The organism is Bradyrhizobium sp. LeoA1Lang (assembly GCF_055413685.1).
In genome coordinates this window covers 38599-60779 of sequence record NZ_JBVAPG010000032.1, presented here as the reverse complement: position 1 = coordinate 60779, position 22181 = coordinate 38599, and the positions used below count along the sequence as shown (strand labels likewise).

20 protein-coding genes and 1 tRNA gene are annotated in these 22181 nt (G+C 63.6%); 7 read left to right on the top strand and 14 right to left on the bottom strand.

Annotated elements, in window-relative coordinates; all coding sequences use genetic code 11:
* The first annotated feature begins 387 nt into the window (after positions 1-387).
* Positions 388-771, top strand: coding sequence for an SHOCT domain-containing protein (locus tag ACZYOF_RS13935; protein WP_463716111.1), 384 nt, complete (start codon positions 388-390; stop codon positions 769-771).
* Positions 772-868: 97 nt separating this feature from the next.
* Here ACZYOF_RS13935 and ACZYOF_RS13930 read toward each other — a convergent pair whose 3' ends face one another.
* The 8 genes from ACZYOF_RS13930 to infC form a co-directional block, all read right to left on the bottom strand.
* Positions 869-1813: an MBL fold metallo-hydrolase gene (locus ACZYOF_RS13930; RefSeq protein ID WP_463716110.1), complete on the bottom strand. Its 945-nt coding sequence runs from the start codon at positions 1811-1813 to the stop codon at positions 869-871.
* A 51-nt stretch (positions 1814-1864) separates the two neighbouring features.
* Positions 1865-2641: a sulfite exporter TauE/SafE family protein gene (locus ACZYOF_RS13925; RefSeq protein ID WP_463716109.1), complete on the bottom strand. Its 777-nt coding sequence runs from the start codon at positions 2639-2641 to the stop codon at positions 1865-1867.
* The gene (gene pheT / locus ACZYOF_RS13920) at positions 2638-5046 is read right to left on the bottom strand and encodes a phenylalanine--tRNA ligase subunit beta (protein WP_463716108.1); all 2409 of its coding nucleotides are present in this window, start codon (positions 5044-5046) and stop codon (positions 2638-2640) included. Before pheT ends, ACZYOF_RS13925 begins: the two co-directional genes overlap by 4 nt.
* Positions 5043-5453, bottom strand: coding sequence for an ASCH domain-containing protein (locus ACZYOF_RS13915; protein ID WP_130581654.1), 411 nt, complete (start codon positions 5451-5453; stop codon positions 5043-5045). The genes pheT and ACZYOF_RS13915 overlap by 4 nt, the downstream gene beginning before the upstream one ends.
* A 2-nt stretch (positions 5454-5455) precedes the next feature.
* On the bottom strand, positions 5456-6538 hold the full coding sequence (gene pheS / locus ACZYOF_RS13910) for a phenylalanine--tRNA ligase subunit alpha (protein ID WP_463716107.1): 1083 nt from the start codon (positions 6536-6538) through the stop codon (positions 5456-5458).
* A 106-nt stretch (positions 6539-6644) separates the two neighbouring features.
* Entirely contained in the window at positions 6645-7004 is a 360-nt protein-coding gene (gene rplT / locus ACZYOF_RS13905; RefSeq protein ID WP_027581334.1) for a 50S ribosomal protein L20, read from the bottom strand.
* Between the two features lie 72 nt (positions 7005-7076).
* On the bottom strand, positions 7077-7277 hold the full coding sequence (gene rpmI, locus ACZYOF_RS13900) for a 50S ribosomal protein L35 (RefSeq protein WP_028164829.1): 201 nt from the start codon (positions 7275-7277) through the stop codon (positions 7077-7079).
* A 331-nt stretch (positions 7278-7608) separates the two neighbouring features.
* Positions 7609-8148 carry a translation initiation factor IF-3 gene (gene infC / locus ACZYOF_RS13895; protein WP_130581655.1) on the bottom strand — a complete coding sequence of 180 codons (540 nt, stop codon included), beginning with the start codon at positions 8146-8148 and terminating at the stop codon, positions 7609-7611.
* A 223-nt stretch (positions 8149-8371) separates the two neighbouring features.
* On the opposite strand from infC, the gene ACZYOF_RS13890 reads away from it, so the two are divergent.
* A complete protein-coding gene (locus tag ACZYOF_RS13890) occupies positions 8372-9187 on the top strand; it encodes an alpha/beta hydrolase (protein WP_130581648.1) in 816 nt (271 codons plus the stop codon).
* A 137-nt stretch (positions 9188-9324) separates the two neighbouring features.
* Positions 9325-9795, top strand: a complete 471-nt coding sequence (locus tag ACZYOF_RS13885) for a nuclear transport factor 2 family protein (RefSeq protein ID WP_130581649.1) — start codon at positions 9325-9327, stop codon at positions 9793-9795.
* 131 nt (positions 9796-9926) lie between these two features.
* Here ACZYOF_RS13885 and ACZYOF_RS13880 read toward each other — a convergent pair whose 3' ends face one another.
* The 4 genes from ACZYOF_RS13880 to ACZYOF_RS13865 form a co-directional block, all read right to left on the bottom strand.
* Positions 9927-11525 carry a PEP/pyruvate-binding domain-containing protein gene (locus ACZYOF_RS13880; RefSeq protein WP_463716106.1) on the bottom strand — a complete coding sequence of 533 codons (1599 nt, stop codon included), beginning with the start codon at positions 11523-11525 and terminating at the stop codon, positions 9927-9929.
* Between the two features lie 13 nt (positions 11526-11538).
* On the bottom strand, positions 11539-13467 hold the full coding sequence (locus ACZYOF_RS13875) for a hypothetical protein (protein WP_463716105.1): 1929 nt from the start codon (positions 13465-13467) through the stop codon (positions 11539-11541).
* A gap of 229 nt (positions 13468-13696) precedes the next feature.
* On the bottom strand, positions 13697-14932 hold the full coding sequence (queG, locus tag ACZYOF_RS13870) for a tRNA epoxyqueuosine(34) reductase QueG (RefSeq protein WP_463716104.1): 1236 nt from the start codon (positions 14930-14932) through the stop codon (positions 13697-13699).
* Complete coding sequence (locus ACZYOF_RS13865; protein WP_463716103.1) at positions 14881-15573, bottom strand: glutathione S-transferase family protein; 693 nt, start codon at positions 15571-15573, stop codon at positions 14881-14883. Before ACZYOF_RS13865 ends, queG begins: the two co-directional genes overlap by 52 nt.
* A 350-nt stretch (positions 15574-15923) precedes the next feature.
* Between ACZYOF_RS13865 and ACZYOF_RS13860 the strand changes: the two genes are divergently transcribed.
* Positions 15924-16730, top strand: a complete 807-nt coding sequence (locus tag ACZYOF_RS13860; protein ID WP_463716102.1) for an undecaprenyl-diphosphate phosphatase — start codon at positions 15924-15926, stop codon at positions 16728-16730.
* A 264-nt stretch (positions 16731-16994) separates the two neighbouring features.
* Here the strand turns inward: ACZYOF_RS13860 and ACZYOF_RS13855 are convergent, their stop codons facing one another.
* Positions 16995-17984: a complex I NDUFA9 subunit family protein gene (locus ACZYOF_RS13855; protein ID WP_463716101.1), complete on the bottom strand. Its 990-nt coding sequence runs from the start codon at positions 17982-17984 to the stop codon at positions 16995-16997.
* A gap of 153 nt (positions 17985-18137) precedes the next feature.
* On the opposite strand from ACZYOF_RS13855, the gene ACZYOF_RS13850 reads away from it, so the two are divergent.
* The 3 genes from ACZYOF_RS13850 to ACZYOF_RS13840 all read left to right on the top strand — a co-directional run bounded on the left by ACZYOF_RS13850 (position 18138) and on the right by ACZYOF_RS13840 (position 21402).
* A tRNA-Leu gene (locus tag ACZYOF_RS13850) sits at positions 18138-18224 on the top strand.
* Between the two features lie 560 nt (positions 18225-18784).
* Positions 18785-19678 (top strand): formylglycine-generating enzyme family protein, encoded by an 894-nt coding sequence (locus tag ACZYOF_RS13845; protein WP_463716112.1) that lies wholly within the window; start codon positions 18785-18787, stop codon positions 19676-19678.
* Positions 19675-21402 carry an arylsulfatase gene (locus ACZYOF_RS13840; protein WP_463716100.1) on the top strand — a complete coding sequence of 576 codons (1728 nt, stop codon included), beginning with the start codon at positions 19675-19677 and terminating at the stop codon, positions 21400-21402. Before ACZYOF_RS13845 ends, ACZYOF_RS13840 begins: the two co-directional genes overlap by 4 nt.
* 17 nt (positions 21403-21419) lie before the next feature.
* On the opposite strand, the gene ACZYOF_RS13835 is transcribed toward ACZYOF_RS13840, so the two are convergent.
* Positions 21420-22181: a glycosyltransferase family 2 protein gene (locus ACZYOF_RS13835; RefSeq protein WP_463716099.1), complete on the bottom strand. Its 762-nt coding sequence runs from the start codon at positions 22179-22181 to the stop codon at positions 21420-21422.

Genomic DNA, 22181 nt, shown 5'->3' with positions numbered 1-22181 from the left:
CGATCGCGACCCGCCCCTCTCTTGGGTGAGACCCGCGGAGTCATAGTGCTGATTTGCCCGACGGCGAAAGCGGAATATTTTTCGCATGAAGGATGGACACGTTTCTGCTGATTTGCCCGTCGGGTTGATTTGTCGCACCCACTGCATCCACATCGTCATTGCGAGCGCAGCGAAGCACTCGCCTGGTTGGAAGGCGTGTACCCGAGCGGCTTCCGCTTTTGAGGGCAAAGCAGACCTAGGTTGAAGACCGGGGGATGCCCGCCTGGGTGACCCTCGATCCGACAAGCATTGATCTAAATCAAACGCGGGCGGCGGGATCGCGCTCTAAGGAACAATATCGGGTCGGCTGGAACTGTTGCACCCAGTGGCAGGCAGAGGAGGATTGCAATGTTCTTCTTTCAGGAGGGCTTCACCTATCGAAATTTCCTGCTGGACGTCCTCACCATATTCTTCTTCATCGTGTGGTTCTGGCTGCTCATTACTGTCGCTTCCGATCTATTCCGACGCCACGACATTTCCGGCTGGGTCAAGGCAATATGGGTGATAGGATGGATAATATTTCCATTCATTTTCATGCTCGCATACCTGATCCTTCAGGGAAGAGGCATGGCGGAGCGTAGCATGCAACAAGCTCGGCAGGCGCGCGACGAACTCAGGAGCGCAGTTGGTTTCAGCGCCGCAGATGAAATCGAAAAGCTCGGTCGGCTGAAACAGGCCGGGTCGATCAGCGACGCCGAATTTACACGGCTGCGCGCTCGGCTCGTACAGTAGTGCTGCTCGGCTCTTCGTCGCGCTGATATCCTTGCTCTGCTGCGCGCAACCCCGGTGGCATCGTCGGCGATCATCGTGATCGCGGTTGACATGCGACTCACACCGGCAGCTTCAACTCCATCAGATCTTTCGCCACCACGATGCGGCCGGAAAAATTCTTCTTCACGTCTTCGGTCCAATTCTCGTCCGTGACCAGCGGGTCGTCTCCGGGGACGAAATGGCTCATCACCAGCACCTTGACTCCCGCAGCAGCCGCGATGCGGCCGACATCCTCGGTCGTGGTGTGGCTTTCGAGAAGATGCTTCTTCAGCGTAGCTCCGTTCTTCGTCTTGGCGACCAGGCGATCGACGGCAGGCAGATACATGCATTCATGCACCAGCACGTCGGCGCCCCTGGCGAATTCGGCGAGCTTCGGATTGTAGGCGGTATCGCTGGAGAACACGATGGTGCCGTCGGGCGTCTCGAACTTGTAGGCAAAATTGTCGACGATCGGGGGATGCGGCGTGCGGAAGGCCGTGACCGTCACGTCGGATGTCTTCAACACCACACCGTCGTCGCTGATATCTTTCGCGATCAGCAATTTGCGCGGATCGGGCCGGCCTTCATCCTCGATTCGGGTCTCGACGTCGAACTTGTTCAGCTCCCAAAACGCCTTTGTCATCGCCTCGATCCCCTTCGGGCCAAACGAATGGATCGGCGTGGACAGGCCGGCGGCCCAGGCATTGTAGAAGAGATTGCCGTATTCGAGATTGTGATCGGAATGATGGTGGGAGATGAAGATGTATTTGATGGAAGGGATTGGCACGCCCGCGTTCACGAGCTGACGGCTTACGCCCATGCCGCAATCGATGACAAACGGCGTGTCGTTGACCACAACGAGGTTGGCAGGATTTGAAGCGCCAACGCCGACGCGCGGACCGCCTTTGGTGCCCAGAAAGACGATCCGCGTCCGAGGCTTTGTGGCCTGTGCCAGCACAGCCGGAGCGGCAAGTGCGGCGGCGCCGACCAGCGCCAGTTTCAGCGTGCTCCGGCGATCGATCATGGATACCTCCCTCGGCCTTTTCTTTAGCTAGCGCGCGTCCGATTTCCGAATCTAGCGTCCTCGCAGCACGCCGTCGAGGATGGGCAGGCCGGCGATGACGGCGGCGGCGATCAGGGCGTAGCAGATGGCGCGGAAGACGCGTTCACTGGCCTTGCCGAACAGGGAGGCGCCGAACCATACGCCGATGGCGTAGACCGGCCCGACCACGAGCGAGAACTTGATGGAATCGGCGGTGATCAAGCCGGTGAAGAAATAGCTCACGACCGAAAAGAAATCCGAGGCGCCGAAGAACAGCACGATGTTGGCGCGCGCCACCGTGAAACTGATCGGGCGCCCGAGCCAGTAGCCGACGATCGGCGGACCGCCGGTTTGCGCGAGCCCACTGCAAAAGCCGGAGAGGCTGCCGATGCCGATTGAAAGCGCCGCGTGGTCCTTGCCGCGGTAGCGCCAGCCCGACAGCAACAACGCCATCAGCGCAGCGACGAAGCCGGAAATGATCCAGCGCGTGGTCACTGGGTCGAGCACGCTGAGAAAATACGTGCCGATCGGCACGCCGACGAGTGCACCGAGCACCATGATCGCGGTGGCCTGGCGGTCGGCATGCTTCCACGCATTCGGAACCAGCGGCATGGCCGCGACGAAATCGATGATCAGCAGCAGCGCTGCGACCAGACGGGGCGCGGCGATGCTGCTCGCCAGCGGCATGAAAATCAGCGCGGAGCCGAAACCGGAAAAGCCGCGCGCCGTTCCCGAGACAAAGGCGATGGCACAGATTGCCAGCGCAACGTAGAGGCTGACGTCCGAAGGGATGAGACCGAACGGGCTCATCCCCGGAGAGTGCCGCCGGTCTTCTTCGTGACGTCAGTGACGATCTTGGCTGCCACCGCGTCGATCTCCTGGTCGGTCAGCGTCTTCTCGCGCGGCTGAATGGTGACCGCGATCGCAATCGACTTCTTGCCGTCGTCCATGCCCTTGCCCTCATAGACGTCGAACACGGTGACCTCTGTGATCAGCTTCTTGTCCGCGGCCAGCGCGGCACGGACGATATCGCCCGCCTTGACGCTGCGGTCGACGATGAAGGCGAAGTCGCGCGACACTGGCTGGAACGCGGAGAGTTCGAGCGCGGGCTTGGCGCGGGTCGGCTTGCGCTTGGCCTCGGGGATGCGGTCGAGGATCACCTCGAACGCGATCATCGGACCATCGGCGCCGAGCGCCTCCAGCGCGCGCGGGTGCAACTCGCCGAAATGACCGAGCACGTTCTGCGGGCCGATCTGGATCGTGCCGGAACGTCCGGGATGCAGCCAGGCGGGGCCGCCGGGCACAATCTGCACCGCCTGCACCGGCGCGCCGGCCGCTGCCAGCACGGCAAACGCGTCGGCCTTGGCATCGAACGCGTCAGCGGTGGCCGAGCCGGACCAGCTCCGCCCCAGGCCTTCCAACGAGGCGAAGCCGTGGCGCACGCCGGAAGCGGCAACGAACTGGTCTTCCGGCCTGTCGCCCTTGAACACCTGGCCGACCTCGAACAGCGCCACGTCAGGATAGCCGCGGTTGATGTTCGCCTGCGCTGCTCCGACCAAGCCGGGCAAGAGGCTCGGCCGCATGTCCGAGAGGTCGGATGCAATCGGGTTGGCAAGCGCCAGCTCGGCCTGACCACCGCCGAACAATTCCGCCGCGGGTTTTGAGATGAACGACCAGGTTACCGCCTCCACCATGCCCCGCGCGGCCAGCGCGCGCTTGGCGCGGCGGGTGCGGAGCTGGATAGAGGTGAGCACCGGCTTGCGAGGTTCCTCGCCACGATCGAACGGAGTCATCGGCACCTTGTCGACGCCGACGATGCGGACGATCTCCTCGACGATGTCGGCCTTGCCATGCACATCGGTGCGCCAGGACGGCACTGCGATCTTCACCACCGGGCCGGTGCCCGCGACCATGAAGCCGAGATGGGTGAGAATGCGCTTCGTCTCGATCAGCGAGACTTCGATTCCCGCGAGGCGCTTGACCTCGGTCAGCGGGAAATCGATCACGCGGTCGTCGCCGTAGCGATTGCCGACGACGATGCTTTCCGACGGCGCGCCGCCGCACAATTCCATCACTATCTTGGTCGCCAGCTCGAGACCAGGAACCATGAAGGCCGGGTCGACGCCGCGCTCGAAGCGATAGCGCGCATCCGAATTGATGCCGAGCTTGCGCCCGGTCTGCGCGATGTTGATCTCGTTCCACAGCGCCGATTCGATCAGTACGTCGGTGGTGTTCTCGTCGCAGCCGGAGGCCTCACCGCCCATGATGCCCGCGAGCGATTCGACGCCGGCGTCATCGGCAATGACGCACATCGAGGAATCGAGTGTGTAGGTGCGGCCGTCGAGCGCGAGCAGGGTCTCGCCGTCGCGGGCGCGGCGCACCACCAGATTGCCCTTCACCTTCCTGGCGTCAAACACGTGCAGGGGACGCGCACGGTCGAAGGTCATGAAGTTGGTGATATCGACCAGCGCATTGATCGGCCGCAGCCCGATCGAAGCCAGGCGCTTCTGCAGCCATTCCGGCGATGGGCCGTTCTTCACGCCGCGCACCAGCCGCAGCGCGAAACCCGGGCAGAGCGAGGCGTCTTCCACCGTCACCGTGACAGGCGAGGGGAATTCACCCTTGATCGGCTTGATCGCGGGGTCGATGAGCTTGCCCATGTCGGCGGCGGAAAGATCGCGCGCAATCCCGTGCACGCCGGTGCAATCCTGCCGGTTCGGCGTCAGGTTGATCTCGATTGTCGGATCGCCGAGCCCGGCCCATTCGGCATAGCCCTGGCCGACGGGTGCGTCGGCGGGCAATTCGATGATGCCGTCATGATCGTCGGAGATCTCGAGCTCGGCCGCCGAACACAGCATGCCGCGGCTTTCGACGCCCCTGATCGTGCCGACGCCGAGCGTGATGTTCTTGCCGGGAATGAAGGTGCCGGGGGCTGAGAACACGCTGATCAGGCCTGTTCGCGCATTCGGCGCGCCGCAGACCACCTGCACCGGCGCAGCACCGTTGCCGGTGTCGACCATGCAGACCCGCAGACGATCGGCATTCGGATGCTGCTCGGCCGAGATCACCCGCGCAATGGTGAACGGCGCCAGCGCCTTCGCCTTGTCCTCGATGTTCTCGACCTCGAGCCCGATCATGGTGAGCTTGTCGGCGAGCTTTTCCAGGGGCTCGTCGGTGTCGAGATGTTCCTTCAGCCAGGAAAGGGTGAATTTCATGATGCCAACCTGTGATCGCGAAAAACCTCAACCAGACGAAAACGCTCGCACATCAGCATCATGTCTTCGCTGAATTTGCCCTGCCGACCGAAATAGCGGCGGTGCGCGTCCCGCCAATATTGCAGGCTGCGGTCACCTTCACCTTCTTCGTAGGCAAACGCTGCGTCGACCTCGCCAAAACGGCGATAGGTCACCTCGGTTGTTTCGATGACGCAAGCCGGTTCGCCGCGGCCGTCGAGCACGATCCAGCGTTCGCCTGATGTCGAGGTGTTCGGCTCGTCTTCAGTGCTGCAGGTCGCGGTCTTGATGCCTTTCATGACGAGTTCGAGCAATTCGTCGGCAAGCCCAGGGCCGTCGCCAAAGGCGAACGCGCGCAAGCTCCGATATTGCTCGGGCACAGCACTCAGATTCACGTACTCAGCCCTCCCGCGAGCGTCGGGAGATCGAGCGGCTTGAAGCCGTAGTGGCTGAGCCAGCGGACGTCGCTGTCGAACAATTGGCGCAGGTCGCTCATGCCGTATTTCAGCATCGCGATGCGGTCGATGCCCATGCCCCAGGCAAAACCCTGGTAGACGTCGGGGTCGAGGCCGCAGGCGCGCAGCACGTTCGGGTGCACCATGCCGCAGCCCAAAATCTCCAGCCAGTCCTCGCCCTCGCCGAAGCGGATCTCGCCCTTGTCGCGGCGGCACTGGATGTCGACTTCCAGCGACGGCTCGGTGAATGGGAAGAACGACGGCCGGAAGCGCATGTTGATGTGGTCGACCTCGAAGAACGCCTTGCAGAACTCGTGCAGGATCCATTTGAGGTGGCCGAGATGCGACTCCTTGTCGATCACGAGCCCCTCGACCTGGTGGAATTGCGGCGTGTGGGTCGCGTCCGAATCGATGCGATAGGTGCGGCCGGGACAGATCACGCGGATCGGCGGCTTCTGCGTCAGCATCGTGCGCACCTGCACCGGCGAGGTGTGGGTCCGCAACAGCATGCGCGAGCCATCCTCCTTCGGATTGAAGAAGAAGGTGTCGTGCATCTCGCGCGCGGGATGGCCGATCGGGAAGTTCAACTTGGTGAAGTTGTAGTCGTCGGTCTCTATGTCGGGACCTTCGGCGACCGAAAATCCCATGTCGGCGAAGATCGCCGTCAGCTCGTCCCAGACCTGGCTGAGCGGATGGATGCGGCCCGCTTCCGCCGGCGCCTCGCGCAGCGGCAGTGTGACGTCGATGGTCTCAGAGGCAAGCCGGGCATCGAGCGCGGCGGCCTTCAGCACCTCGCGGCGCTCGGCGAGCGCCTGAGTGACCTTGTCCTTGGCAAGGTTGATCGCCGCGCCTTGTGTCTTGCGCTCCTCGGGCGACATCTTGCCAAGGGTGGCAAGCAGCGCCGAGACTGAGCCTTTCTTGCCGAGGGCGGCGACACGCACGGCTTCCAGCGCCGCTTCGTCGCCGGCGTTGGTAATGTCAGCGAGGATTTGCGATTCGAGTCGGGCTAGGTCGGTCATGGCAATCCCTTTTGGCCAGGATACCAAGCCGGCGCTCCCAGCCCGCATGCCCGGACCTAGCCGGGCATGACAATTTCCAGAAACTTCGCAGAAAAGCGACGATGGTTTAGGCCGCGAGCGCGGCCTTGGCCTTCTCGGCGATCGCCTGGAACGCCGCCGGCTCGTGGATCGCGAGATCCGACAGCACCTTGCGGTCGACAACGACGCCCGACTTGGAGAGGCCGTCGATAAAGCGGCTGTAGGTCATGCCGAACGGGCGGACGGCGGCGTTGAGGCGCTGGATCCAGAGCGCGCGGAAGGTCCGCTTCTTGCGCTTGCGGTCGCGGAACGCATATTGGCCGGCCTTCTCGACCGCCTGCTTGGCGACGCGGATGGTGTTCTTGCGGCGGCCGTAATAGCCCTTGGCGGCCTTGTAGACTTTCTTGTGCTTGGCGTGGGCGGTCACACCGCGTTTGACGCGAGACATGACTTAAATCCTTAGATTTCTGAAGTGGTGACGGGGGCCGCGCGGACCGCGGCGAGGTTCAAGCGGCTCGGCTCAAGCGTTCGGCAAGAAGTACTTCTTGATGTTGTCGCCGTCGGTCTTGAACAGCACGCGGGTGCCGCGGAGCTGGCGGATCTGCTTGTTGGTCCGCTTGATCATGCCGTGGCGCTTGCCGCGCTGGGCGTGCATCACCTTGCCGGTACCGGTCACTTTGAAGCGCTTTTTGGCGCCCGATTTGGTCTTCAGCTTGGGCATTTGGCTCTCCTTAAGTGCCAGCACGAAACCGCCCCGCGAGGGGCGCCGGCCGGCTAAAATGCTCGTTAGAGCGTTGAATGTGCTCAGGTTTTTCGCAAATGAAACAACCCGCACAGAACGTCGCCACGGCAGCCCTTGATCAGCCGGGCGGCGAAGGTTGCGCTTATGGCAGAGTAGGGGCGAATTGGCAATCCCGGAACCGCTGCGGGACGCCTGCATCGCTTGGCGACAGACCCGGGTTGCGCTGCGCTCCACCCGGGCTACGGGCTGAACGGAAACGCCCGCCGGATCGGTCCGGCGGGCGTTTTCTTTCACCGATCGAAAATTCGCCTCAGCGCGGCGCCAGCACCATCACGACCTGGCGGCCTTCGAACTTCGCGTCCTGCTCGACCTTGGCGTATTGCGCGACGTCGGCCTTGACCTTGTCCAACAGTTTGGTGCCGATTTCCTGGTGCGCCATTTCACGACCGCGGTAGCGCAAGGTGATCTTGACCTTGTCGCCCTCCTCAAAGAAGCGCTGCATCGCGCGCATCTTCACGTCGTAGTCGTGATCGTCGATCATCGGACGGAGCTTGATCTCCTTGATCTCGACGATCTTCTGTTTCTTGCGGGCTTCGGCGGCTTTCTTCTGCGCAGAATATTTGTACTTCCCGTAGTCCATGATCTTGCAGACCGGGGGACTCGTATTCGGCGAAATCTCGACCAGGTCCATACCGGCTTCCATGGCCATCTTGATGGCCACCATGGTTTCCACGGTGCCTATATTGGTACCGTTCTGGTCGATTAGCTGGATCTGCGCGTTGCGGATTTCATCGTTGGTGCGCGGCCCGTCTTTGGCGACAGCGGGCGGGGCTCTATTGGGACGGCGAATGGGTAACTCTCCAAAGTTGTGAAGGAAGGCGATATTTTGAAGCAATACTTGGCAACGGGCAAGCGTGCTCGCAAGTTGCATCCCAAAACCGTCAAATGCGCGGCATTTAGGTCACGCGACAGAGCAGATATTTGGTGAGCGGATACTCTACAAGGAGAGATATGTTCCCTGCTCACGGTTTGCCTGTGTCTATCGAAAACGCACTGATGAGAATGACGATCCCATGACCAGTCCCGCGACTATCGACCAGGAACCAGAGTTCATCGAGGTAGGGAACGGCGCCGAAAGCCGCCGCATTGCGGTGCGTGCGCGCGGAGGTCGCAGCCTTGCGGGCGGTCCTGAGCGTAGTCCTGGGCTGTTCTGGCTCGGCGGCTTCAATTCCGACATGAAGGGCACCAAGGCGGTCGCGCTCGATGCGTGGGTCGTGGAACACGAACGCGCCTTTGTCCGGTTCGATTATTCCGGCCATGGCGAATCCGGCGGCAAGTTCATCGACGGCACCATTGGACGCTGGCTCGAGGAGAGTGTCGCGGTGTTCGCGCAGTTCTGCAGCGGGCCGCAGGTCGTGATCGGCTCCTCGATGGGCGGCTGGATGGCGCTGCTGCTGGCGCGCGAGCTTGCCAGGCGTGCCGACATCAGCGCCTCGCTCGCGGGAATGGTACTGATCGCGCCGGCGCCGGATTTCACCGAAGAGCTGATGTGGAAGGGCTTTTCGCCGGAAATCCGTGCCGAGATCGAGACCAAGGGCGTCTGGCTGCGGCCGTCGCAATATGGCGATAGCCCCTATCCGATCACGCGGGCGCTGATCGAGGAGGGACGCAATCATTTGTTACTCGGGGCCAAGATCGATGTCGGCTGCCCGGTGCGCATCCTGCAGGGCGCGCAGGATCCCGACGTGCCCTGGCAACACGCGTTCACGCTGGCGCATCGGCTGCCGAGCGAGGACGTGGTGCTGACCATGATCCAGGACGGCGACCACCGCCTGTCGCGCCCGCAGGACATCGCCCGCATCATCGCCGCAGTGAAGGAGATGGGGTGAGCGGCCACTCACGCTGTCATCATCCGCGAAGGCGGATGATCCAGTACGCCGCGGCCCATCGATGTATCACGACCGCTGTGGAATACTGGATGCCCCCGCCTGCGCGGGGCATGACAGAAAGAGTGGGGAGAAACGCCATGGAAACAACGTGCTTGCTCCGCGCCTTCTGCGATGCTGTCGAACAGCGGAAGGGCGCTGCATTCGCTGATTTGTTCACGGACGACGGCGTCTATCACGACGTGTTCTATGGCGCGTTCACGGGGCATGCCGCGATCGCTGACATGATCCATGACGTCTTCTATCGCACCGCGACCGATTTCCGCTGGGACATGCATGACCCCGTCAGCGACGGCCGTATGCTGTACGCGCGCTATACGTTCAGCTACCGCTCGACGCTGCCGGAGGCTGGTGGCGCGCGGGCGATGTTCGAGGGCGTTGCGATCATGACCCTTCGCGATGGCCGCATCGCGGAATATCACGAGGTCGCCAACACCGCCCCGGCCTTCCTCGATATGCACTTTGTGCCAGAGCGAATCGCAAAGATCGTCGCCAAGCAGGGCGCCGAGCTGAAGGCGCGCCCCGAGATGGCGCGGCATCTCGCCAACTGAGGCCGTCATTCCGGGGCGCGCGTTAGCGCGAGCCCGGAATCCATCAGGCCGCGGGGTAAGTGGTGAAATGGATTCCGGGCTCGATGCTGCGCATCGCCCCGGAATGACAAGGGGTGAGGACGTTGCGCTGCTCAAGCCGGCGCCGACTTGCGCACCTGCTGCGACCGCCAGCTCGCGATTTCCGCAAGCTCCGCTTCCGGCCGTTTCACGACCGTCTCACGCCGCCCGAGATAGATATTGCCGCCATCGCCCTCGATGGTGATCCAGTCGCCCGCCAGGATGGGCGACTTGCCGAGCGAGGCGCGTTCGGCCACGGCGTCGATCGTCATGTCGGCGCATCCGACGATGCACGGCTTGCCCATCTGCCGCGCGACCAGCGCGGCATGGGCTGTGCGGGCGCCGACGGCGGTGACGATGCCGGCCGCCACCGCAAAGCCGGCGACATCGGCCGTGCTGGTGTCCGGGCGCATCAGGATCACGGGGTCGCCGGCGGAAGCAAGCCGCTGCGCGCTTTCGGAATCGAAGGCGGCGCGCCCCACAGCGATGCCGCCGGAGGCGCCGATGCCGGTGACGACCGGATCCTCCACTGCTGCCAGCGAGACTTCGACCAGCGAGGCGAGGTCGACATCGGCGATGCGGCTGAGTCCCTCCTTTGGCGTGATCAGTCCCTCATGCACGAGGTCGATCGCGATTCTGAGTGCAGCGCGCGGCGTGCGTTTGGCGGAGCGCGTCTGCAGGATCCACAATTTGCCATCCTCGACGGTGAATTCGACGTCCTGGACGTCGGCAAATTCCCGTTCCAGCCGTTTCAGGATGTCACCGAGCTCGCTCGTGAGCCTCGGCAGCGCGCGGGCGATCGTCGCCTCATTGTCTGGCGTGCGCCGGCCGGACACGACGTCCTCTCCCTGCGCGTCGAGCACCAGGTCGATCATCGGCCGCGCTGTGCCGTTCGAAGGGTCGCGCGAGAAGGCAACGCCCGCGCCCGAAGCGAGCCCGCCATTGCCGAACACCATGGCCTGCACCGTCACGGCAGTGCCCTTCAAATCTTCGAGGTTCTGCAGCCGGCGATAGGTCTGCGCGCGCTCGCTCATCCAGGACTGATAGACCGCGTGGGCTGCGCGTTCGAGCTGCGCTTCCGCATCCTCGAGCCAGCCGTCGTCGCGATCCTCGATCAACGCCTGCTCGTCGGCGGCGAGCCGTTCGATCGCCTCGCTGTCGAGCTCGCGGTCGGTCGCAACGTCTTCTTGCGCGGTGAGCTCGGCGATCCGCGCCGCGAATGGCGCAAGGTCGAAGCCGAGCACGGTCTCGGCAAAGCTCTCCAGGAAACGCCGGCGGCAATCCCATGCCAATCGCGGCCGGCCGGTGGCGCGGATCAGGCCATGCACCGCGGGCGAAGTGCAGCCGACATTGAGCACTGTTTCCAGCATGCCGGGCATCGAACGCGCGGCGCCTGAGCGCACCGAGACCAATAGCGGATGCCGGTGATCGCCAAAGCGCTTGCCGGTGACGCTTTCCAGGAACGCGATGCCTTCCTTCAGCCCGTCGCGCAAGCGCCGCTCTGCGTGCACGTGCTTGTCGGTGAGATCGGCGCAGAGTTTGACAGGCAGCACAAAGGCCGGCGGCACCGGCAGGCCGAGCGCGGCCATCCTGGCGAGGTTCGCAGCCTTGGCGCCGATCTCTTCGGCCGGGTGACAGACGGTCTCGTCGCCGCCGATACGCACGATTTGCATTGTTGCCTCCCCTTCACGCCGCCAGATCGATCATGATGTGCCGTCGCAACAGGTGCCCGAAGCCGGCGAGGCGGTCGGTCGAGCGCTCCACTGCGCGGGCGAGTTCGAGTGTGGACAGCGAGGTCGCGACATCGTGGCCGCCGGTGAACACCAGCGTGGTGATGGTGCGTTCGCATGTGTCGGCGGCGTGCTCGGCGTCGACCAGGCGGACGACGGCAGCGAGCGCATCCGCGGAATCGGCGCGGCGGCCCTCCGGCACTTCGATCGCAGCGGCAAGCCCGCTGGCGGCGGCTTCGGTCGCGGTGATGGCGACCGCGCAGAGTTCGGCGAGCGCCGACACCAGCGACTTGTCGAGGCAGGCAGGCGTAAGCGAGGCGATGAAGGCGGCCTGTTCGAGTTCATCGACGGCTTCTTCGGCGCGATCGATCAACTGCCCGATGACGGGGCGCGCATCGAGCCGGGTGACTTCGCGCCGCGCCTCGAAGGCGAGGCGATCCGCCTTCTGCTCGATATGGCTTGCGCGCGCGGCGAGCGCCTTGCCGTCGGCGGTCTGGTTGGCCTGTAGCGTGGCGACATAACGGGAGATGGCGGCGACGAGGTCATGCGCCAGCCCGACCTGACGCAGCACCATCGCCAGCAGCGCGCTCTCGACCCGCTCCAGCCGCCGCACCAGATCGGCCTCGATCTGGTCACGCACCATCCTGACCGATTGGCCGGCGAGCAGCGCCTCGGTCGAAAGCCGCAGCACGGTCTTGAGGAAATCGATCGCGGCCGCGCGACCGAGCGCCTGGTCGAGCCGCTCACCGAAACCGATGCGGTTCGGCGCGGCATTGCGCACGGCGCCGCCGAGCAGTTCATTGCCGCCGAGTTCGAGGAAGGCGCGGTGGCCGATCCGGTGCCGCGCCGCCCATTCCAGGATCCGCGCGGCGTCGTCCTTGGCGACCCAGCTCCGCAGCAATTTCCGCGCCTTGTTCCAGTCGATCAGGAAGACCAGCGCGGCGCCGACCGCGGCCAGGAAATCGTTGCGGTCCGCCGCGCTTCCCCCCTCGAACTGCCCGGTGACGAGGAAGAAGGCGTTGTCCTCGCCAAGGCCATCAGCCGAATGGCGGTCGAGCCCGCTCCACTTCGCCTCGAACTTGTCGAACAGCGAGATGAAGAATTTCGCGCGCGCCAAGTGTACGTCGCTATAGGTGACGGTGACCGCATTCTTCCTGACCGCGATCACCAGCACATGCGCGTCGGTGGTGCCGATATCGTTCTGGATCAGGAGCCGGCCATCGGACCGCGTCGCCATGGTGTCGAGGCCGGGGTGATCGAATTTGAGGCCGCGGGTCTCGTTCAGGCCTTTCATGAAGCTTTCGACCGGCGCGCGGTCCTCGATGTGCAGGCCGAACACATGGGCGCCGGCAAGCACCTCTTCCGAGCAGCCGGCGGCGAGCTTGTTGAGCGCCTTGTGCAATTCCATCACCAGCCGGTGCAGGCTCGCGCCCGAATCCTCGCCGACACCGGTCAGCCGCGCGATCCGCGCGAGCTCGATCTCGCTGGATGCATCGAGCAGGCCGGCGGTGCGGATCGCGTCGAGCCGAGCATTCGCCTTCTCGCCGTCTGCAGTGCTGCCCGCGTTCACCGCGCGGATCATGGTCGCGATGTCGTCCTGGATTTCCTTCATCAGCTTCGCGAGCGCGGGCGCACTGATGCGGCTGTCGCCGATCATGTGCGCGCCGGCGACCAGCGACGCGATCGAGGCCGGCGCGATCCCTGCGGCGTGGCTCTCCACGGCGAGCTCGTTGATTGGGTGATCGGGCTGCCGCGCATGTTCGGCGGCGGCTTGCAGTGCGCTCAAGCGGACCTTGATGCGATCGTTGGCGGCGAGGCCTTCGGCGACAAGCGACGGCAGCAGAATATCGGCCTGTCCGAGTTCTCTAATGATCTGGGCTTTCATGACACCACCGGGCGCGAGACATCACTGACATCTCTATGCCTCGCGCGCGGGGCGGTCTCCTTGCGCTAGATCATTCATATGATCGTCATATTCGATGCGATCTGGCCGCTACGACTTCGAATTCGCGCGGTGAAATCACTGTTGACCCTCATGGTGAGGAGGCGCGCAAGCGCCGTCTCCGGACGATGCTTCGCATCGCCGGGAGAACCATGTGGCCCGGCCGGTGGCCTCATCCTTCGAGACGCGCTTCGCGCTCCTCAGGATGAGGGTCTGGCACGGGTGCTGATGCGCGCCACTCTTCGCGCACGCTGTCATCGGTCTCCGCGCCAAGTGCCTTTGTGGCTCGTGCCGCAAACGTTTCAGGCGCCGTCAGTTGCGACAAGGCCCAGACGGCTGCGCCGCGCACCAGCGGGCTTGCGTCGTCGAGCAGGCGCTCGGCCTCACCGGCCAAAGCTGCATCATCGGAGTTGCCGATCGCGATCAGCACGTTGCGGACAAAGCGGTCGCGGCCGATGCGCTTGACCGGCGATTTCGAGAACAGCGCGCGGAACGCGGCATCGTCGAGCCGCGCGAGATCGGCAAGCGTTGGGGCGCGCAATTCCTCGCGGGCTGCGAGCTTTGCTTCACGTCCGGCTTGCGCGAACTTGTTCCATGGGCACACCGCAAGGCAATCGTCGCAGCCATAGATGCGGTTGCCGATTGCTTTGCGGAATTCGCGCGGGATCGGGCCCTTGCTCTCGATGGTGAGATAGGAGATGCAGCGCCGCGCATCGAGCTTGTAGGGCGCGGGAAATGCCGCGGTCGGGCAGATGTCCTGGCAGGCGGTGCAGGAGCCGCAATGATCGATGTCGGCGGAATCGCGCGGCAGCTCGCTTGCGGTGAAGATCGCGCCGAGGAACAGCCATGAGCCGAAGTCGCGCGACACCAGGTTGGTGTGCTTGCCCTGCCAGCCGAGACCGGCGGCTTGCGCGAGCGGCTTTTCCATCACGGCTGCGGTGTCGATGAACACCTTCACGTCATCGCCGCTGGCCGCGACCAGCCATCGCGCCAGCGTCTTCAGCCGCTTCTTGATCACATCGTGATAATCATCGCCCTGCGCATAAGCCGAGATCGCGCCGCGGTCGCGGCGCTTCAGGATCTCGAGCGGATTCTCGTCCGGCCCGTAATTGACGCCGAGCATGATGATCGAGCGCACGCCGGGCCAGAGCACGCGCGGATCGCTGCGGCGCTCAGGATGCGCCGCAAGCCAATCCATGTCGCCATGGCCGCCCAAGTCGAGGAACTCGCGGAAATATTTGGCCGCGCCGCCGATCGCGCCGGGATCGGTCACGCCGATGCAGTCGAAACCGAGCGCGCGGGCTTCGTGTTCGAGCGCGGATTTGAGATCGGCCGGTGAAAGCTTGGTCGGTGGGTTCAGAAGTCGAGGTCCACATAGGTCCGCGACGCCGGCACGCCCGCCAGCCACTCGCTGAGCAGCGGGCGGAACGACGGGCGGGATTTCACCCGCGCGTACCACGCCTTTGCTGCGTCGTCCTCGCTCCATGGCACGTCGCCTAGATAGTCGATCGCCGAAAGATGCGCCGCGGCGGCGAGATCCGCGTAAGTGAGCCGGTCGCCGGCGAGATAGTTCCGCGTCCGCGCCAGCCAGCCGATATAGGTCAGATGATAGCGCACATTGGCCTTGCCCGCGCGCAGCACCTCCGCATTCGGGGCGCCTCCGCCGTCTTCCTCGCTCATGAAGCGCTTGTAGATGCGCTCGGTCACCAGCGGATTGGAGGCCTCCTCGAAGAACTTGTCGTTGAACCACGACATCAGCCGGCGCACCTCGACGCGTTCGGCCATCGAGGTCGGCATCAGGCGCCGGTCGCCGGCATTCAGCCCATGCGCCTCGTCGAGATATTCGGCGATCACGCTGACACCGGGAACCGGCGGGAAACCCTCGGCGATCAAGGTCGGCGTCGTTGCCGCCGGATTGAGCGCCAGATAGGCCTCGCGACGTTCCCAGACCCGTTCCTCCACCAGCCGCAGATCGAGCCCGTATTCGCCAAGCACCAGGCGAATGAAACGGGAATGCGGACAGAACGGATGATGAAACAGCGTGTACATGAAGTCCTTCAGCAGTTCACGGCCTGATCGTGTCGAAGCCGCGGCAGATCAGGGACACTAATTCACGATGCGATTAGATGAAATCGGATCATGGTCCCATGTCTTTGTTTGAGCATGATCTTTTTGCAGAACCGGTCTGCCACTTCTCCGCACCATGCTCTCAGTTTGAGCATGATCTCCGCGCAAACGCATCGCGTTTGTCGCGAAGGAAAACCGGTTTCCGCTTTTCCGGATCATGCTCTAGCCAATCAGACGAATCAGGCAACCTATGTTTGGCGTTTTTAGCGATTGCAGCAAAACGGGGAATAGGCGAGAAGGACCCGATTTCTCCAGCAAAAGCAGGCCACATCATGATGACCGATACGTTGCGGGCGGTGATTCTGGGCATAATCGAAGGCGTGACGGAGTTCCTGCCCGTTTCATCGACCGGGCATCTTCTGCTGGCGGAACGATTCTTCGGTCTCGGTGAAGGCCCCTTCTGGGACAGCTTCACCGTCCTGATCCAACTCGGCGCGATCCTTGCCATCGTCGGACTCTATTTCGGGAAATTATCGCGGGTCGCGCTCGGCATGTTCTCCAATGCCGATGACCGGCGCTTCGTCATCGGCGTGCTGGTCGCCTTCCTGCCGGCCGTCATCGTCGGCCTCATTGCCGGCAAATACATCAAGACAGTTCTGTTCAATCCATGGATCGTGTGCTTCTCGCTGATCGTCGGCGGCGCCATCCTGCTGTGGGTCGATCAGCTCGAGCTCAAGCCGCGCGAACATGACGCGACGAGATTCCCGCTGCTGATGTACCTGTGGATCGGCATCGCGCAGTGCATGGCGATGATCCCGGGCGTATCGCGCTCCGGCGCCTCGATCGTCGCGGCAATGCTGCTCGGCTCCGACAAGCGCGCGGCGGCGGAGTTCTCGTTCTTCCTGGCGATCCCGACCATGATCGGCGCCTTCGCCTATGATTTCTACAAGAACCGCGCCGAGATGACGACGGACAATCTATGGATCGTCGCGATCGGATTCGTGGTCTCGCTCATCACCGCTGTGGTCGTGGTGAAGACCTTTCTCTCCTATGTCACCCGCCACGGCTTCACACTGTTCGCGTGGTGGCGCGTGATCGTCGGCACGCTCGGCCTGATCGCGCTGGCGCTGGGAAGGTAAGGGGCAGGCGGCGGCCGTACGATCTCTCTCTCCGCTTGCTCGGTTCCGCCTCTCCCCTTGTGGGAGAGGCCGGAGCGCATGCAGCGAAGCGGAATGCGATCCGGGTGAGGGGTTTCTCTCAAGGGCCACCGTACTCGCGGAGAGAAACCCCTCACCCGGATTTCCCGCTGGCGCGCGAAATCCGGCCTCTCCCACAAGGGGCGAGGCGGGAGGTTGCGGCCCGAGCGTCGCGCCGCATCGAGATTTGCGGTTATGCGTGGCGGATCAAGCCTGAGACGGCGGACGATATGCGTTCTTGCGCTCGAATTGGCCGGCCGGGCGGAAGCGCCAGAGATATTGCGGGGTGATTGCTTCCAGCGAATCGGGCGTGATGCCGAGCCCCTCGAAGGTGAGGCCGGCGGCCTTGGCCGCGTCCGACACCACATTGTCCTTGCGCAACAACTCGACCTGATCCGCCGTGAGCTTCAGCGCGCCCGGTGCGAATTGCAGGAACGCGGCCAGGATCTTGGCGAGGCCGAACGGCAGGGAGACCAGCGCGCGGTCGCGGTCGGTGATATCAAGGATCGTCTCCATGATCTCGCGCATGGTCAGCACTTCCGGGCCGCCCAATTCGTAGGTCGCGCCCGGCTTGGTCTTGCCGTCGACGGCATCGGCCACCGCGGTGGCGACGTCGCCGACAAAGGTGGGCTGCATCTTGGTCAGGCCGCCGCCGACCAGCGGGATTGCCGGCGACATCCGGGCCATTGCCGCGAAGCGGTTGGTGAATTGATCCTCCGGCCCGAACACCAGCGACGGGCGCAGGATGGTGGCGGACGGCGAGGCCGCCAGCACCGCCGCTTCGCCAGCCGCCTTGGCGCGGGCATAGGCGGAAGCCGAATCGGCGTCGGCGCCGATCGCCGAGACATGCACCACCCGCGCGCCTTCCGCGCTTGCGGCCGCAGCCACCGCCTCGGCGCCCTTGGCCTGAACCGCCTCGAACGTCTGCCCGCCGCTCTCGGTGAGGATGCCGACCAGGTTAACGGCGACGTGCGAATCGCGCATCGCGTCGGCCACCGAGGCCGGGTAGCGCAGATTAGCCTGGACGGCGTGGATCTGGCCGACCTTGCCGAGCGGCTGCAGGTGCCCGGCCAGTTCCGGTCGCCGGACGGCGACGCGAACGCGGTAATCCCGCTTGCACAGCGCCCGGACCACGTGCCGCCCCAGGAAGCCCGATCCGCCGAAAACCGTGACGAGCGTTTCCAGGTTCGATGCCATGGGTCAGTTCCTGCGGGTCGAAATAGGTGCGATTTTGGGGCCTGTTCAGCCGGATGTCGCGATACGCCATCGCGGTCACCCTGTACAGACTATTTGAGTTTCCAATCGTCTATTTGACAAGCGCGCGACCGGTCCTTACTAACCCCGCCACGTGCCCAGGTGGTGGAATTGGTAGACGCGCTGGCTTCAGGTGCCAGTGGCCTCACGGCCGTGAAGGTTCGAGTCCTTTCCTGGGCACCATCCCCTTTATCCCAATGGTAAAAATTGCTGGTTTGAACCGCGGAGCCCGTAGCCCGGGTGCAGCGGAACGCGCAACCCGGGACATCTGCGTGGATGGTCTGTGAGCGGCCCCGGGTTACGCTGGCGCTTCACCCGGGCTACGGGCTCCACGCTGCTCAGCTCAACACGTCTCCGCGCCGCCGCCACGATGCTCCCGAAAAAACCGGACAATGCTCGCATCGAATTCGCGGTGAAAGGCTGAGCGGTCGAAGCCTTCGGGGTCGGTGCAGAAGCGCGGCAGGTTCGCTGCCAGTTCATTAGTAAGTCACCAGCCCGGGCTCGAATATGCATTTTGTGGCAGCGTCTATAGGTCAGCGGCGGTGACATTTTTCTCACGTGCCACCTGTGGTAGATTACCGTCACGTCCTTGACGGCGCGGACTGAATTTCCGGGACGTGCCGGCGGCAGTCGCTGATCTGTGTCGGGAAGTGGGAATGTCGGAGTCGGGTATCGAGCGCACGGGGCGGCCGACCGATCTCGCTGCCAGCGACACGATTTGGATTCCCGGCGCCACTTTCCGAATGGGTTCCGACAATCACTACCCCGAAGAGGCGCCCAGCCATCGGGTGAGCGTGGACGGCTTCTGGATCGACCGTACACCGGTGACCAACGGCGCATTCAAGACGTTCGTCAACGCGACCGGCTACGTCACCACGGCGGAGATTCCGCCGCACCCAAAAGACTATCCCGGCGCCCTGCCGAAGATGATCTATGCCGGCTCGCTGGTGTTCTCGCCGCCGCGTCGCGTGCACGATCTACGCGACTGGAGCCAATGGTGGACGTTCATGAAGGGCGCCAACTGGCGGCGACCGTACGGACCCGGAAGCAACATCAAGGACCTGGACGACCATCCAGTGGTGCACGTTTCGTACGCGGACGCGCTCGCTTACGCGAAATGGATCGGCAAGCAGCTTCCCACCGAAGCTGAATGGGAGCTTGCCGCACGCGGCGGTCTGGATGGTGAAGAATACGCGTGGGGCAACACGCTGACGCCGGACGGCCGGCACATGGCCAACACATGGCAAGGCGACTTCCCGGTCCAGAACGCGTGCGAAGACGGCTTCCAGCGCACCTCGCCCGTCACGGCATTTCCGCCGAACGGCTACGGCGTCTACGACATGATCGGCAATGTCTGGGAATGGACCGCCGACTGGTGGTCGGCCCGGCACGAAGCCGATAGCGCAAAGCCTTGCTGCGTTCCGCACAATCCGCGCGGCGGCCCGGAGCGCACGAGCCTTGATTCAGGTCAACCGAACATCCGCATTCCCCGCAAAGTCTTGAAAGGCGGCTCGCATCTGTGCGCGCCGAACTATTGCCGCCGCTATCGGCCCGCCGCCCGGCATGCCGAACCGGTCGACACGTCGACGAGCCATGTCGGTTTCAGGTGCGTAGTCAGAAATGGGAGTGAACGATGAGCTCGGAGAAGAAACAGTCGTTTCTCGATCGCCGCAACTTGCTTTTGAGCGGGACGGCGCTGGTCGCCGCGACGCTGACCTCCGAGGCGCTTGGCCAGGACCAAAAGTCAGCGGCGCCGGCTCCCGCCGCATCGCTACCGCCCGGCGACCGCAAGCCGAACATTCTCGTTATCTTCGGCGATGACATCGGCATCGCGAATATCAGCGCCTATTCCGGCGGTCTCATGGGCTATGAGACGCCCAATATCGATCGGATCGCCCGGGAGGGGATCAGATTCCTTCATTACTATGGCGAGCAGTCCTGCACCGCAGGTCGCGCGGCCTTCCTGACCGGGCAGCATGGAATCCGAACCGGACTGACGAAGGTGGGCTACCCCGGGGCGCCGATGGGAATGAGCCAGCTTGATCCTTCAGCAGGCGGTTTGCTCAAGCATCTCGGTTACGCGACCGGGCAATTTGGCAAGAATCACGTCGGCGATCGCAACGAAACCTTGCCGACCGTGAATGGCTTCGACGAGTTCTTCGGCAATCTCTACCACCTCAACGCCGAGGAAGAGCCCGAGCTGCCCGACTATCCGAAGGATCCTGCCTACCGCGCCAAATTCGGACCGCGCGGCGTGTTGAGGTGCAAGGCAACCGACCGCGACGATCCGACCGTCGATCCGCGCTTCGGAAGGATCGGCAAGCAGACGATCGAGGATACCGGCGCGCTCACCAAGAAGCGAATGGAAACCATCGACGACGAGACCTCGGCGGCGGCGATCGATTTCATGAAGCGTCAGCAATCAGCAGGGCGGCCCTTCTTCTGCTGGTTCAATTCCACACGCATGCATCTGCGAACGCATGTGCGCGACAGCCATCGCGGGCGCTACACGCACGGCGACAGCGAGTATGTCGACGGCATGATCGAGCATGACGACACGATCGGGGCGCTGCTCGGCGCGCTCGACGACATGGGCATCGCGAACAACACCATCGTTGTCTACACCAGCGACAACGGACCTCACATGAACACCTGGCCGGATGGCGCCATGACCTGGTTCCGTTCGGAAAAGAACACCAATTGGGAAGGTGCGTTCCGCGTGCCCTGCCTGGTTCGCTGGCCCGGCGTGATCAAGCCCGGAACGGTCACCAACGAGCTCATGAGCCACAACGACTGGATACCGACACTGTGCTCGATCGCCGGAGAACCCGATATCGTCAACAAGCTGCGAGCCGGCTACACCGCCAACGGTATCGACTACAAGGTGCATCTCGACGGCTACGACCAGTCGCAATTCCTCCGCAACGTGAGCGGGACCGCGGCAAACAACAACGGGGTCAAGAGCGCCCGCGACAAGTTCTTCTACGCCGACGACGATGGTCTGCTCGTTGCCCTTCGAAAGGGCGACTACAAATATGTCTATGCCGAGCAACGTGCTCCGGGACAGATGCAGGTCTGGGCCGAGCCTTTCACGAAATTGCGCCTGCAGAAGATCTACAATCTGTTCCAGGATCCGTTCGAGCGGGCGGACATCACCTCCAACACCTACTGGGACTGGAACCTCAATCACGTCGGTGCGATCTACGGCGCGATGGACGATGTTTCTCAGTTCATGGTCACGTTCAAGGAGTTTCCGCCGCGTTCGTTTCCGCCGAGCTTCGTGCCGACAACGATCATGGAAGACGCAATCGCTGACCTGAAGGCGGCGAGGAGACGAGGTACGGTTGGTACGGGCAACTAGAGCATGATGGCTGCCAATCAACGGCCACGCTTGGCTTGCGCCGAATATTCCGCAAGACGCCGCCACTTCGCGGCGGAATATTGCCGATTGTACTGTGCCACGCCCCAGCCGGCTGCTCCGTCCAGGAAGCCCAGGCGCAGAACGTAGACCTTCAGGAAGGCGGCCAAGCCATGCAAAGGCGCAGCGAACGGGCCTGCGCGGCGGCCGCGGGCGTTCATCTGCTCGGCTGCGGCTCGGGAATAGCGGTCGACCTTGTCCTGGGCGTCGGACCAGGATTCGATCGAATCATGTTCGATGGTGACATCGATCCGCTTGATGGGGCCGTCGACGATCAGCCCCTCGTGGACCAGGTCGTCGGAAAATCGGGCCTGTCCGCGCTGGAACAGGCGAACGACATAGTCGGAAGACCAACCTCCGAATCTCAGCGCCTTGCCGCAGAAACGCGATCGCCGGAGCGTCTGGTAGGCGGCATGTGCGTCCGCCGCGTTGATGGCGCTCCTGATCCGGTCGCCAAATTCCGGCTCGATCCATTCGTCGGCATCAAGCGACAGGACCCAGTCGCCTCGCGCGAGCGCGAGCGCGCGGCTCTTCTGCGGCCCGTATCCCGGCCAATCCGATGTCACCACGACACGTGCGCCGCTCTCGCGGGCGATCTCCACCGTTCGATCCGTGCTGCCGCTGTCGACCACGATGATCTCGTCCGCATCAACCGAACGCAGGCACCGCGCAATGCAGTGCTCTTCGTTCTTGGTGATCACGATCAGGGACAGGCTCGGCAT